This is a genomic window from Herbaspirillum sp. CAH-3 (assembly GCF_009668275.1).
GTDB classification, from domain to species: domain Bacteria; phylum Pseudomonadota; class Gammaproteobacteria; order Burkholderiales; family Burkholderiaceae_D; genus Herbaspirillum; species Herbaspirillum aquaticum.
Genome location: NZ_VSWE01000008.1, coordinates 209,442 through 222,552, shown reverse-complemented (window position 1 = coordinate 222,552; position 13,111 = coordinate 209,442). Strand labels below are relative to the sequence as shown.

Below are 13,111 nucleotides of genomic sequence, written 5' to 3'. Positions count from 1 at the left end.
AAGGGAAATGCGGCAGTTTTAGAAAAAAGCTGTATGACAGCTTGGAAAAACTTAGATTTTTACGCGTTTGAAGTGTTGTTTTTTAGCCGCGTTTTTTTAAAGTTTCGGGGTGCGTGATTTCTGTTTTGATGCCGCGTCGGGAGGCGATTTCAGAGTGTCTTACGTTACCTTACATTTCTTAATAAAACTCGGCGCAGCAAACCGACCCCGGCATGGTCCTGGCCGGGCTGCCGGGGTGGATCAGTAGATCATTTTGGCCACTTCACGGATGGCTTGCAGTACCAGGTTGGCGCCTGGCGAGAGCAGGTTGTCCTGGCGCGTGATGATGCCAAAGCCGGCCATGCGGCAGGGCAGCTCGATGGGCAGGATGTCCATCAGGCGGGCCTGGGTGTAATAGCGCGCCACCTCGGTGGGCATGGCGTAGATGAAATCGGTCTGCTGCAACAGGCTGGTGATGAACAGGATGGCGGTCGTGTCGACCACGTTGGAGGGCGGCGCCAGGCCTTGCTCACGGAACATCTGGTCGCAGCGTGCGCGCAGGATGCTGCCCTTGGGGGCCATGATCCAGGCCTCGCTGGCCAGGTCGGCCAGGCTCAGGTCGGTGCGGGTGTGGAAGGGGTGGCCCACGCGCGCCACGGCGCACACCGGCTCGTCAGCCAGTTCCTCATAGAGCAGTCCGCCGCGGGCTTCCTCGTCCAGGATGCGGCCGATGATGAAGTCCAGCTCGCCGTGCAGCAGGCGTGAGAGCAGGATGTTGCTGCTTTCCACCTCCACGCCGATGCGCAGCATCGGGGCCTGTTCCTTGACCCGCGCGATGGCTGGCGGCAACAGGGCCATGCCGGGCGAGAGGATCACGCCCACATCGACCTGGCCGGACAGGCCGGACTTCAGGGCCACGATGTCCTCATGGGCCTTGGACAGGCTGGTCAGGGCCATGCGCGCATGGCGGATCATGGCCTCGCCATAGATGGTGGGCCGCATCCCGCGCGGCAGGCGCTCGAACAGCGACACGCCCAGCATGTCTTCGAGGTCCTTGAGTTGCTTGGAAGCAGCCGGCTGCGTCATGTTCAGCTCGCTGGCAGCGCGGTGGATGTTGCGGGTGTCGTCGAGAGCGATCAGCAGAAGGAGTTGGCGGGTCTTCAATCGCGCCCGCAGAAACCAGTTCGGGTCACTGTTTTTCATAAGTCTCCGGGGGACGGTTTTCTAAATTTTTTCAATCGTTTTTTTATTAGGAATTGATGATATCAAATCGCATATCGGAATTGCTAAAGATTTCATTGGAAAGACATGAACTGAATACTTAGTATCTAGCCACATTCCGGGCTGTACAGGAGACAACCAGGGCAGCAGCGGGATGAAAGAAGAGAAGGTCGGGCAGCATCAAAAACAACAAGTTGGGAGACTGTCAGGAGTCCGTCAGGATCCAGGGGTCTGAAATGCAACGCTGCACGGCCAAGCCCACCGACGAAAAAAATTTTAAACGGCAATATCCACGGAGACTATTCATGAAGCAAGTGAAGCCATCCTTTATTGGAGCAAAGACCCTGTGCGCGCTCGCGCTGATGGGTGCGTTCTCGGCACAGGCGCAGGCGCAAAGCAGTGTCACCATCTACGGCCGCGTGGTCGCCGGTATCGACTTCCAGACCAACGCCGGTACCAACGGCAAGGGTTCCAAGTGGAGCGCTGCGAACAACCAATGGGGCACCAGCATGATCGGCTTCAAGGGCACGGAAGACCTGGGCGGCGGTACCAATGCCTTCTTCCTGCTGGAATCCGGTTTCAACTCGACCAAGGGCGCTTTCAACGGTACGGACACCAGCAACAACGCGCTGTTCAACCGCCGTTCCTACGTCGGCCTGTCCTCGGCCAGCGCCGGTTCCATCAAGTTCGGCAAGAACCTGTTCATCAACAACGACGTCTGGTTCCTCGACCCGACCGGCCAGCAAGCCATCGGCACCTCGGTGCTGGTCAACGGCCGCAACTGGCCTGGCGCGTCCAACGTGATCGAATACAACAGCCCTGACATGGCTGGTTTCACCGTCAACCTGCAAACCAGCTTGGGTGAGAAGGCCGGTTCGTTCAACGGTGGCAACAACAACAGCGCCGTGGGCGGCAGCAGCGATGGCCGCAAGGACGGCATCTCGCTGGCCTACCAGAAGAACGGCCTGGAACTGCGCGCGATCTATGACGTGGTCCGCGACGCCAACGGCAACTACGACGATCTGTGGAAGCACTCCAAGGAGCTGATCCTGGGTGCTACCTACAAGTACGACAAGCTGAAGATGTTCGTCGGTTACGAAAACCTGCGCGCACCCAACGCTGCTGCTGGTGCACCGAGCCGTGCCAACCACTACTGGCTGGGCGCCAACTATGACGTGACCTCGCAGCTGCAACTGGTCGGCGCATGGTTCCACGTCAATGCCAACAACGCCTCGGTCAGTTCGACCGGCGTGGGCAACGGCGGCGGCACTGCCAACCTGTACATGGCCGGCATCAACTACTTCCTGTCCAAGCGTACCCTGCTGTACGTCGATGTGGGCACCGTGCGTAACGGCACCGGCGCTGGCCACATCCTGGAAAACGGTGGCGACAATGGCGTTTCCGGCCTGAAGCAGACCGGCGGTTACTTCGGTATCGCCCACTCGTTCTAATGTAACGAATAGCAGTAATGTAATCCTTCCTGAGGTGGTCTTGATGTAGTTGAGGGTGGGCGCAAGCCCACCCTTTTTTGTCGTTTTGACGGACGTTTCATGGCGTCCTTCAAACAATTTATATCGTTTGTTTCATTGACTTGATTGGTAGGCGGAACCCCGATGAATGCGCAATTGCTGGTCGACGGACATCATGAACTGGGCGAAGGCGTGCTGTGGTGCGAGCGCTCGCAGACGGTCTTCTGGACCGATATCCATGCTTCCCGCCTGTGGAACCATGATCCCGCCAGCGGTGCCACCCGCAGCTGGGCCATGCCGGAACGCCTGTGCTGCTTTGCCTTCACGGCCGATCCGCAGCGCCTGCTGATCGGACTGGCCTCGCGGCTGGCCTTCTTCGAGCTGGATAGCGGGAAAATCAGCCCGATCTGCCGCATCGAAGACGACCTGCCGAGCACGCGCCTGAACGATGGCCGCTGCGATCGCCAGGGCCGCTTCGTCTTCGGTACGCTCAATGAAGATGCGGGCCGCGCCCCCATCGCCAGCTTCTATCGTCTCAATGCCGACCTGAGCCTGGAGCGCCTGGCGCTGCCGGGCATCGCCATTTCCAACAGCATCTGTTTCAGCCTCGATGGCAAGCTGATGTATCACTGCAACTCCATGGCCGGCAAGATCATGGTGTGTGATTACGACACCGCCAGCGGTGCGGTGGGCCATCAGCGCCTCTTCGCCGACCTGGCGCAGCAGCCGGGCGGCCCCGATGGGTCGACCGTCGATGCGGACGGCTACCTGTGGAATGCCCAGTGGGGTGGTGCGCGCGTGGTGCGTTTCGCGCCCGATGGCCGCATTGACCGCATCATCGACATGCCCACGGCGCAGCCTTCCTGCGTGGCTTTCGGCGGTGCGGCCTTGGATACCTTGTTCGTGACCACAGCCCACGAGGGCATGAGCGCCGAACAGCGCGCCGAGGATGCGCTCGCCGGAGGCCTCTTCAGCGTGCCGGGACTGGATGTGCGCGGCTTGCCCGAAGTGCGCTTCGCCGGCTGAGGCCGCCACACGCGTGCGGCCTCCCCGCACGCAACTCTTCCAACGGGTCCGGATTCAGGACCCGAAACTCGAATCCCCCATCAGCCGCGACAGCCGCGCCGAGACTTCCTGGACGATGCCTTGCACCTCATCCAGGCTGGGGTTGACCTTCTTGTCGATGCGTTCGATGTAGGGCACGTTCAAAGCCGCCAGCATGCGGTTGTTGGCCCCCATCACCGGGTAGGACAGGTTGATGACGCCCCGGATCTGGCGGCTTTCCATGCGCGAGTGGCCGCGTTTGCGCGTGTCCTCGATCTGGCGCATCAGTTGCGCCGTCTCGATTTCCTGTTCGCCATCCATGCGCACGTGCGCAGCCAGCATGCCGGCGCGTTCGGCCTCGTCGCGGAAGGCCAGCAGCACGTGGCCCGAGGCCGTATCGGTCAGGCTCACCAGCGCACCGACCTTCAGTCCGAAAGCCCAGCGTTCGGGGCTGTCGACTTGCGCCACCACGATTACCCGCCCCGCCTCATAGACCGTCAGGTGCGTAGACTGCATGGCGCGGTTGGCCAGCTCGCGCATGTGGGGCAGGGCGGTGCTGACCAGTGAGCGAATGGGCTGGTGATGGTGCGCCAGTTCGAACAGCTTCAGCGACAGGCGGTAATGATCGTTGTCGGCCACCAGGTAGCCGCGCTGTTCCAGCGTGACCACCATGCGAAAGATTTCATTGACGCTGCGCCCCAGCTGCCGCGAGATCTGGTTCAGGGTCAGCATCTGTTCCGAGCGGCTCAACAACTCCAGGATATCCAGTCCCTTGTCCAGCGCCGGCGCGGCATAGCGTGTCTTGCCGCTGGCGCTTTCCTCTTCATGGTCGGCAGCCGTCTGTACGGCAGGGGCCTCGGCAGGATTGATTTTGCGGGTTCTGGGCATGGCGTTTCGGGGCGCAATAGGGAGCGGGATCGCAAAAACGGCGGGTTTCTGGGGCCGGATTGTAGGTGATTTTGATGAAAAATCCATTTTATTCATGAAATATTTTTTCATGAATGATCCCATCGCCCCAGCTCGTCATTCCGAAAATGATATCAATCAGAGCGGAAACTTCATCGGCCTGGCGCTGTAGTGGGAGGATAATCGAGGTTATGCTCTGCAACTCACAGATGAAATGATATTTTATTTGTGAGTAAATGCAAAAGAGGGGCCCCGCCCCGGAGACGATCATCCCGGCTTTCCGTGACGGAGGGCCCCGCCGGCCGCGGCTCGCCACCGCAGCGGCATCCACGCTAGAGACCGATGACCAAGATTACTGCCCTGCGCGTGCTGGACGTACGCTTCCCCACTTCGCAATCGCTGGATGGTTCGGACGCCATGAATCCGGATCCGGATTACTCCGCCGCCTACGTCATCCTCGATACCGACAATGAGCAATTGAAGGGCCACGGCCTGACCTTCACCATCGGCCGTGGCAACGAGATCTGCTGTGCCGCCATCCGCGCCATGGAGCACTTGGTGGTGGGCCTGGAGCTGGACTGGATTGCCGCCGACATGGGCCGCTTCTGGCGCCACGTCACCTCCGACAGCCAGCTGCGCTGGATCGGCCCGGACAAGGGCGCCATCCACCTGGCCACCGGCGCGGTGGTCAATGCCGCCTGGGACCTGTGGGCCAAGGCCGCGGGCAAGCCGGTCTGGAAACTGGTGGCCGAGATGTCGCCGGAGGAACTGGTGCGTACCATCGACTTTCGCTACATCACCGATTGCATCACCCCGGACGAAGCGCTGGCCCTGCTGCGCGAAAAGGAGGCCGGCAAGGCCGAACGCCTGCGCATCCTGGAGCAGGAAGGCTATCCCTGCTACACCACCTCGGCCGGCTGGCTGGGCTATGACGATGCCAAGCTGCGCCGCCTGTGCCAGGAAGCCATCGACCAGGGCTTCAACTACGTCAAGCTCAAGGTCGGCCGCGACCTCGAAGACGACAAGCGCCGCGTGCGTATCGCCCGCGAAGTGCTGGGCCCTGGCCGCAACCTGATGATCGATGCCAACCAGGTATGGGAAGTGGACCAGGCCATCGACTGGGTCAACGAGCTGGCCTTTGCGCAACCCTGGTTCATCGAGGAGCCGACCAGTCCGGATGACGTGGAAGGCCACCGCAAGATCCGCGCAGGCATCGGCGCGGTCAAGGTCGCCACCGGCGAGATGTGCCAGAACCGCGTGCTGTTCAAGCAGTTCATCATGCGCGATGCCATCGACGTGGTGCAGATCGATTCCTGCCGCCTCGGTGGCGTCAATGAGATCTTGGCCGTCATGCTGATGGCCGCCAAATTCGGCAAGGTGGTCTGCCCGCATGCCGGTGGCGTGGGCCTGTGCGAGTATGTGCAGCACCTGTCGATGATCGACTACCTGTGCATTTCCGGCAGCAAGGAAGGGCGCGTGACCGAATACGTGGATCACCTGCACGAACACTTCGTGGATCCCTGCGTGATCCGCAATGCCGCCTACATGCCGCCTGCCTTGCCGGGATTTTCGATCGAAATGAAGCCCGCTTCCCTGGAGCAGTACCGCTTCCGGGGCTGAGGCCGGCTCCCCCATTACAAGATGAACGAAAACGGAGACTGATGTGGATTTGAACCTGCAAGACAAGGTCGTCATCGTGACCGGCGGCGCCTCCGGCATCGGTGGCGCGATCAGCCTGCAACTGGCTGCCGAAGGCGCGATACCGGTGGTGTTTGCGCGCAGCGAACCGGACCCGCAGTTCTGGGCCCGCCTGACCGGCGTGCAGCCGCGCGCCGCCCTGTTCCAGCTGGAATTGCAGGACGAAGCGCGCTGTGGCGAGGCGGTCGCCGAGACGGTGCGCCGCTTCGGGCGGCTCGATGGCCTGGTCAACAATGCCGGCGTCAATGACAGCGTGGGCCTGGAGGCCGGCCGCAATGAATTCGTGGCGTCGCTGGAGCGCAATCTCATCCATTACTACGTGATGGCGCATTACTGCGTGCCGCACCTGAAGGCCACGCGCGGTTCCATCCTCAATGTCTCTTCCAAGACCGCCCTGACCGGGCAGGGCAATACCAGCGGCTATTGCGCCTCCAAGGGGGCGCAACTGTCGCTCACGCGCGAATGGGCTGCGGCCTTGCGCGAGGATGGCGTGCGCGTCAACGCCCTGATTCCCGCCGAAGTGATGACCCCGCTCTACGAGAAATGGATCGCCACCTTCGAGAATCCGCAGGAGAAGCTCGATGCCATCACCAGCAAGATCCCGCTGGGCAAGCGCTTCACCACCTCCGAAGAAATGGCGGACATGGCGGTATTCCTGCTCTCGGGCCGCTCCTCCCATACCACCGGGCAATGGGTCTTCGTCGATGGCGGCTATACCCATCTCGACCGCGCGCTGACCTGAGGCCGCCATGCGTACCGTACTGGCCCTCGACCTCAAGGATGATCCGGCCCTCATCGCCGAGTATGAGCGGCATCACCAGCGCATCTGGCCCGAGATTGCTGATCACCTGCGCCGCCAGGGCGTGACCGGCATGGAGATCTACCGCCTGGGCACGCGCATGATGATGGTGATGGAAACCGATGACAGCGTCTTCGACGCCGCTGCCATGGCGGCTGCAAGCGAAAGCGACCCCAAGGTGCGAGCGTGGGAAGAGCTGATGTGGCGCTTCCAGGCGCCCACGCCGTGGACCCCGGCCGGACAGAAGTGGGTGCCGATGACGCGCATCTTCGATCTGGGCGCGCAGGAAGATTAAGTTTTCATTGTCGCAAAGTTTAGACTTTGCAAATCGCTTTCTAAGTTTTTCGCAAGGCGGTACAGTAGGCAGCAGGCAGTCAACGCAGTCCCCCAACAGCAGCGAACGAAGAGTCGCGCAGACGATGGCCATGGTCCCGCCCAGGCCGGCAATGCATCCGCATCCGAGGTGAGCATGCAACAAGAACACGAGACAACAGCCCGCGCAGGAGCGACGGCAGCGGCTACACCGCTGATTCTCCTGCGCAATGTCAGCAAGCGCTTTCCCGGCGTGCTGGCGCTGGACGATTGCCAGTTCGAACTGGTGGCCGGCGAAGTCCATGCCCTGATGGGCGAGAACGGCGCCGGCAAATCCACGCTGATGAAGATCCTCTCCGGCGTCTACCAGCGCGACAGCGGCGACATCCTGCTCGACGGCAAGCCGGTGGAAATCGCCGAGCCGCGCCAGGCGCAGGCGCTGGGCATCGGCATCATCCATCAGGAATTGAACCTGATGAACCACCTGTCAGCGGCGCAGAACATCTTCATCGGCCGCGAGCCGCGCAAGGGCTTCGGCCTCATCATCGACGAAGAACAGCTGAATCGCCAGGCTGCGGCCATCTTCGCGCGCATGCGGCTGGACATGGATCCGCGCACGCCGGTGGGCGAGCTCACCGTGGCGCGCCAGCAGATGGTGGAGATCGCCAAGGCGCTCTCCTTCGATTCGCGCGTACTGATCATGGATGAGCCGACCGCGGCCCTGAACAACGCCGAAATCGCCGAGCTGTTCCGCATCATCCGCGACCTGCAGGCCGAGGGCGTGGGCATCGTCTACATCTCCCACAAGATGGACGAGCTGCGCCAGATCGCCGATCGCGTCAGCGTCATGCGCGATGGCAAGTACATCGCTACCGTCCCCATGCAGGGCACCTCCATGGACACCATCATCTCCATGATGGTGGGTCGCGCGCTCGATGGCGAACAACGCATGCCGCCCGATACGTCCGGCAACGAGGTCGTGCTGGAGGTGCGCGGGCTCAATCGCGGCCGCGCCATCCGTGACGTCAGCTTCCAATTGCGGCGGGGCGAAATCCTCGGTTTTGCCGGCCTCATGGGCGCGGGTCGCACCGAGGTGGCGCGCGCCATCTTCGGTGCCGATCCGCTGGAGTCGGGCGAGATCATCATCCACGGCGGCAAGGCCGTGATCCGCCAGCCGGCCGATGCAGTGGCACATGGCATCGGCTACCTGTCGGAAGACCGCAAGCATTTCGGGCTGGCCGTGGGCATGGACGTGCAGGCCAACATCGCGCTCTCCAGCATGGGCCGCTTCACCAAGGCCGGCTTCATGGACCAGCGCGCCATCCGCGAAGTGGCACAGGGCTACGTGCGCCAGCTGGCCATCAAGACCCCCTCGGTGGAACAGCAGGCGCGCCTGCTCTCGGGCGGCAACCAGCAGAAGATCGTGATTGCCAAGTGGCTGCTGCGCGACTGCGACATCCTGTTCTTCGATGAGCCCACGCGCGGCATCGACATCGGTGCCAAGAGCGAGATCTACAAGCTGCTCGATGCCCTGGCCGAACAGGGCAAGGCCATCGTGATGATTTCCTCCGAGCTGCCCGAGGTGCTGCGCATGAGCCACCGCATCCTGGTCATGTGCGAGGGCCGCGTCACCGGTGAACTGGCACGTGCCGAGGCCACCCAGGAAAACATCATGCAGCTGGCCACGCAGCGCGAATCGGCCGTGGCGCAATAAGCCGCAAGCCACAGGCCACAAGTCACAAGCAACACCGGGCCCCAAGACCTGACAAGAGAGACACACCGATCATGGCAAACCAAATCCACTCCGCCCCTTCCGCATCCACCATGGCCAATACCGCTTCCCCCTCGGGCCTGCGCGCCCGCCTCTTCAATCCGGCGGCGCGCCAGAAGCTGCTGGCCTTTGCCAGCCTGCTGCTGATGATCCTGTTCTTCAGCTTCGCCTCGCCCAACTTCATGGAGGTGGACAACCTGGTCAGCATCCTGCAGTCCACCGCCGTCAACGGCGTGCTGGCCATTGCCTGCACCTACGTCATCATCACCTCCGGCATCGACCTGTCGGTGGGCACCATGATGACCTTCTGTGCCGTCATGGCCGGTGTGGTGCTGACCAACTGGGGCATGCCGCTGCCGCTGGGCATTGCGGCGGCGATCTTCTTTGGCGCGCTCTCGGGCTGGATCTCCGGCATGGTGATCGCCAAGCTGAAGGTGCCGCCCTTCATTGCCACGCTGGGCATGATGATGCTGTTGAAGGGCCTGTCGCTGGTGATCTCCGGTACGCGCCCGATCTACTTCAACGATACCGAGGGCTTCTCGGCCATCGCCCAGGATTCGTTGATCGGCGAGCTCATTCCCTCGCTGCCCATTCCCAATGCGGTGCTGATCCTGTTCATCGTCGCCATCGCGGCCTCGGTCATCCTCAACAAGACGGTGTTCGGCCGCTATACCTTTGCCCTGGGCAGCAACGAGGAAGCGCTGCGCCTGTCGGGCGTGAAGGTGGATTTCTGGAAGGTCGCGGTCTATACCTTCTCGGGCGCCATCTGCGGCATCGCCGGTCTCATCATCGCCTCCCGCCTCAATTCGGCCCAGCCCGCGCTGGGTCAGGGCTACGAGCTCGATGCGATTGCCGCCGTGGTGATTGGCGGGACTTCCCTCTCGGGCGGCACCGGCACCATCCTGGGGACCATCATCGGCGCTTTCATCATGAGCGTGCTGGTCAATGGCCTGCGCATCATGTCGGTGGCGCAGGAGTGGCAGACGGTGGTGACCGGCGTCATCATCATCCTGGCCGTGTACCTGGACATCCTGCGCCGCCGCCGCCGTGCATGACATGATTTCCCTGTAGTAATGCAAGCCCCGCCGGAAGCGCCATTTCCGGCACTCCATCATCGATAACAAAAGGAGACGTACCGTGTTCAAGAACAAGTTACTGGCCGCTGCCCTGGGCCTGGCCTTCGCTGTCGGCACTTCGGCCGCGCACGCGCAGGAAGTGTATGTGCCGCTCATTTCCAAGGGCTTCCAGCACCAGTTCTGGCAGGCTGTCAAAGCCGGTGCCGACCAGGCCGGCCGCGATCTGAAGGTGAAGGTCACCTTCGAAGGTCCGGAAACCGAGGCCATGGTCGACAAGCAGATCGACATGCTCTCCGCCGCCCTCGCCAAGAAGCCGCAAGCCATCGGCTTTGCCGCCCTGGACAGCAAGGCCGCCATCCCCCTGCTGAAGAAGGCGCAAGCCGCCAAGATCCCGGTGGTCGCTTTTGACTCGGGCGTGGACAGCGACATCCCCGTGACCACCGCCACCACCGACAACCGTGCCGCTGCGGCGCTGGCCGCCGACAAGATGGCCGAACTGATCGGCAAGGAAGGCGAAGTGGCCGTGGTGGCCCACGACCAGACCAGCCGTACCGGTGTGGATCGCCGCGATGGCTTCCTGGAGCGCATCAAGGCCAACTATCCCAAGATCAAGGTGGTCAGCGTGCAATATGGCGCGGGTGACCAGTTGAAGTCGACCGAAGTCACCAAGTCCATCCTGCAGGCCTATCCCAAGATCAAGGGTGTCTTCGGCACCAACGAAGGCTCGGCCATCGGTGTGGTCAATGGCGTCAAGGAGATGAAGCGCAAGATCATCATCATCGGCTACGACTCCGGCAAGCAGCAGAAGGATGCCATCCGTGAAGGCGTGATGGCCGGGGCCATCACCCAGAACCCGGTGGGCATCGGCTACAAGACCGTGGAAGCGGCGGTCAAGGCGATCAAGGGCGAGAAGTTGCCCAAGGTCATCGATACCGGCTTCTATTGGTACGACAAGAGCAACATCGACGATCCCAAGATCAAGGAAGTGCTGTACGACTGATCTGGTCTGGCATCCTGCGGTTTCCCCGGCACGGTCCGGGGAAATCCCTAAGTTTTCGGTTTCCCGTTTCTAAGTTTTCGTCCAGAAAAAACTAAGGGATGCGGAAACGCTTCGTTCTCCTCCTCCCTCCCGAGACTGCGCCATGAAACCCCTCCGTATCGACGCCCATCAGCACTTCTGGCGCTATCGCGCCGACGACTATCCCTGGATCGGAAAGGGCATGGAATTGCTGGCCTGTGATCGCCTGCCGGGACAGCTGCATCCGGTGCTCGATGCTGAAGGGCTGCATGCGTCGATCGCCGTGCAGGCCCGCGCCGGGCGCGAGGAGACCGGTTTCCTGCTGGACCTGGCCCGGGCCGATCGCCGCATTGCCGGGGTGGTGGGCTGGGAAGACCTGTCCTCGCCGCACCTGGCGGCCAACGTGGCCCAATGGGGACGCGACAAGCTGGTGGGCTTTCGCCACCAGGTCCAGGACGAAGCCGATGTCACCGCCTTCCTGGAGGCGCCGGCCTTCAATGCCGGCATCAAGTGGCTGCAGCAGCAGGGGCTGGTCTATGACGTGCTGGTCCATGCCAGGCAGATGGCCGAGGTGCAGGCTTTCTGTGCCCGCCATGACGCCCACTGGCTGGTGCTGGATCACCTGGGCAAGCCGGCCCTGGCTGACTTCGGGCGCAGTGAAGCTTCTTTCAATGAATGGAAACGCCAGTTGCGCGCCTTGGCCGCCATGCCGCATGTGGCCTGCAAGCTGTCGGGACTGGTCACCGAGGCGGACTGGTTGCGCGGATTGCGGCAGAAGGATTACGACAATATCGCCCTGTGCCTGGACACGGCGCTGGAAGCCTTCGGCCCGCAACGCCTGATGTTTGGATCGGATTGGCCGGTATGCCTGCTGGCCGCTTCCTACGCCAAGGTGGCGGGCGTGGTCCGCGAGTGGGCGGCCACGCGGCTGTCGGCGGCCGAGCAGGAGCAGTTGTGGGGGACGACTGCGGCGCGCTGCTACGGCCTGTAAGTCATGCGGGGCAGGTGCCGCCTTTGAGCGGGCGGCACCCTGCCTTACTTCGTGAAGCCGTTGAAGGCCACGTGCAACATGTGTTTCACGATTTCTTCATTGCTCATCTTGCTGAACTTCTGCAGGTAATCCACCGCCGGGTCACAGGTGCGTGCGTAGTAGCTGTACAACACCACATCACTGGGCAGGGCGGCATCGAGCTCGCCATTCTTCTGCGCCTCCTTCACCAGCTTTTCCAGTTGCCCGTTGAGCTTGAGCACGCGCATGACGTATTTCACGTTGCGCATGAGCATCTCGCGCACATGCGCGCTGGTGGAGGGCAGGAAGGGCAGGCCCCCTTCCAGGCGCACCCGCAGCGCCCATTCCAGCATCGCTTCGAGCTTGCCGCGCGGGCTGGCGATGTCCTCCAGCTGCGCCAGCTGGTCAATGGCGCCATCGATGAGACGCAGCATGGTCTCGCCAACCAGCTCTTCCTTGGACTTGAAATGCTTGTACAGGCTGGGTTTGGAGATGCCCACTGCACCGGCCACGTCGTCCATGGTCATCAGGTCATAGCCCTTGCTGCCCAGGACGGTCGTGGCGGCATCCAGGATGGCGTTCTCCCGTAATTTGAAGGCTTGGTCCTTGAAGCTCAGTTTGCCGAAAATACTCATTGGTAGTTTAAGTTACTAATTAGTAGATTTTATTTTTCTTTGGTAGTAATCTTAGCACCTAAATCAAGGATGAGAAGCAAATAAGCGGCGCCGGTGGCCAAAAAGCCCCACAGCAAGCGCCGCCCCGGGTCACCAAACGCAGCACGGGCCAGCAGGGCGGGAGAACATTCCCAA

13 protein-coding genes are annotated in these 13,111 nt (G+C 61.9%); 10 read left to right on the top strand and 3 right to left on the bottom strand.

Annotated features, from left to right (window positions below):
- Window positions 1–240 precede the first annotated feature (240 nt).
- Window positions 241–1,182, bottom strand: a complete 942-nt coding sequence (locus tag FYB76_RS12295) for a LysR family transcriptional regulator (protein WP_008326088.1) — start codon at window positions 1,180–1,182, stop codon at window positions 241–243.
- Between the two features lie 323 nt (window positions 1,183–1,505).
- Between FYB76_RS12295 and FYB76_RS12290 the strand changes: the two genes are divergently transcribed.
- Together FYB76_RS12290 and FYB76_RS12285 are read left to right on the top strand one after the other, a co-directional pair.
- Window positions 1,506–2,651: a porin gene (locus FYB76_RS12290; protein ID WP_154133820.1), complete on the top strand. Its 1,146-nt coding sequence runs from the start codon at window positions 1,506–1,508 to the stop codon at window positions 2,649–2,651.
- Window positions 2,652–2,813: 162 nt separating this feature from the next.
- The gene (locus tag FYB76_RS12285; RefSeq protein WP_154133819.1) at window positions 2,814–3,695 is read left to right on the top strand and encodes an SMP-30/gluconolactonase/LRE family protein; all 882 of its coding nucleotides are present in this window, start codon (window positions 2,814–2,816) and stop codon (window positions 3,693–3,695) included.
- 54 nt (window positions 3,696–3,749) lie between these two features.
- Here FYB76_RS12285 and FYB76_RS12280 read toward each other — a convergent pair whose 3' ends face one another.
- Window positions 3,750–4,601: an IclR family transcriptional regulator gene (locus FYB76_RS12280; protein ID WP_154133818.1), complete on the bottom strand. Its 852-nt coding sequence runs from the start codon at window positions 4,599–4,601 to the stop codon at window positions 3,750–3,752.
- Here FYB76_RS12280 and FYB76_RS26630 point away from each other — a divergent pair.
- The 8 genes from FYB76_RS26630 (at window position 4,585) to FYB76_RS12245 (ending at window position 12,284) form a co-directional block, all read left to right on the top strand.
- On the top strand, window positions 4,585–4,791 hold the full coding sequence (locus FYB76_RS26630; RefSeq protein WP_195724626.1) for a hypothetical protein: 207 nt from the start codon (window positions 4,585–4,587) through the stop codon (window positions 4,789–4,791). The genes FYB76_RS12280 and FYB76_RS26630 overlap by 17 nt on opposite strands.
- A gap of 170 nt (window positions 4,792–4,961) precedes the next feature.
- Entirely contained in the window at window positions 4,962–6,239 is a 1,278-nt protein-coding gene (locus FYB76_RS12275) for an L-fuconate dehydratase (protein WP_154133817.1), read from the top strand.
- Between the two features lie 43 nt (window positions 6,240–6,282).
- Window positions 6,283–7,059 (top strand): SDR family oxidoreductase, encoded by a 777-nt coding sequence (locus FYB76_RS12270; RefSeq protein ID WP_088755340.1) that lies wholly within the window; start codon window positions 6,283–6,285, stop codon window positions 7,057–7,059.
- A 7-nt stretch (window positions 7,060–7,066) separates the two neighbouring features.
- A complete protein-coding gene (locus FYB76_RS12265) occupies window positions 7,067–7,411 on the top strand; it encodes an L-rhamnose mutarotase (RefSeq protein WP_088755339.1) in 345 nt (114 codons plus the stop codon).
- A gap of 174 nt (window positions 7,412–7,585) precedes the next feature.
- Entirely contained in the window at window positions 7,586–9,142 is a 1,557-nt protein-coding gene (locus FYB76_RS12260) for a sugar ABC transporter ATP-binding protein (RefSeq protein WP_154133816.1), read from the top strand.
- A gap of 71 nt (window positions 9,143–9,213) precedes the next feature.
- Window positions 9,214–10,254, top strand: a complete 1,041-nt coding sequence (locus FYB76_RS12255; RefSeq protein ID WP_154133815.1) for an ABC transporter permease — start codon at window positions 9,214–9,216, stop codon at window positions 10,252–10,254.
- A gap of 82 nt (window positions 10,255–10,336) precedes the next feature.
- Window positions 10,337–11,275 (top strand): ABC transporter substrate-binding protein, encoded by a 939-nt coding sequence (locus FYB76_RS12250; RefSeq protein ID WP_088755336.1) that lies wholly within the window; start codon window positions 10,337–10,339, stop codon window positions 11,273–11,275.
- A 142-nt stretch (window positions 11,276–11,417) separates the two neighbouring features.
- Window positions 11,418–12,284, top strand: coding sequence for an amidohydrolase (locus FYB76_RS12245; RefSeq protein ID WP_154133814.1), 867 nt, complete (start codon window positions 11,418–11,420; stop codon window positions 12,282–12,284).
- A gap of 44 nt (window positions 12,285–12,328) precedes the next feature.
- Here the strand turns inward: FYB76_RS12245 and FYB76_RS12240 are convergent, their stop codons facing one another.
- Window positions 12,329–12,937 (bottom strand): TetR/AcrR family transcriptional regulator, encoded by a 609-nt coding sequence (locus tag FYB76_RS12240; RefSeq protein ID WP_154133813.1) that lies wholly within the window; start codon window positions 12,935–12,937, stop codon window positions 12,329–12,331.
- Between the last annotated feature and the right edge of the window lie 174 nt (window positions 12,938–13,111).